Origin of the sequence: Pantoea sp. 18069, from assembly GCF_902706035.1 — a bacterium.
Lineage (GTDB): Bacteria > Pseudomonadota > Gammaproteobacteria > Burkholderiales > Burkholderiaceae_C > Comamonas.
On the sequence record NZ_CACSJA010000106.1, the window covers coordinates 1 to 522 of the forward strand.

Here is a 522-nt window from a genome sequence, read left to right on the forward strand (position 1 = left end):
CGCCCACGCGTTGCAGCGCGCAACCGCAGGCACAGGTCGTAGAGTCGGGCTCGTGGCGGATCTCGATGTGCGCCAGCTCCTGCGGCAGCGCCGCGCGCTTGGGTTGGGCTTTTTTCTTGTCGCCGGCCGACGGCGACGCCTTCAGGTCTTCAAGCTCTGCCTCCAGCGCCGCAATGTCGGCATCCACCGACTCGTCGAACAGCGCCTTCTGCTGTGCATTGAGCTGCTCGCTCCTGGCGCTGAACTTCATGCGCCGCAGGTGCGCGATCTCATAGGCCAGCTTCTCGAGCTTGGCATCGCGCCAATCGATCTCATGGTTTTGGTGCTCGATGCGAGCGAGCAGCCTGGTGGCCAGCTCGCGCAGCTCGCTCTCGCCCAGGGCGGCGAGTTGTTCAGGAGCGATCTGCGCAGCGTCGAGCATGGGGGCCAGTGTCGCGCGCCGTGCTCGCCTGCGCCATCGGCGGATTCACTGATTGTCGCGCTCCCGTAGGGGCGCTGCGGTTTCACACAACGCTGATGACC

General features: G+C 65.9%; 1 protein-coding gene. It reads right to left on the reverse strand.

The features are described from left to right. Positions 1-421 (reverse strand): transposase (locus GVL12_RS25770; RefSeq protein ID WP_200844101.1); only part of this gene is annotated, 421 nt, incomplete at its 3' end. Positions 422-522 lie beyond the last annotated feature (101 nt).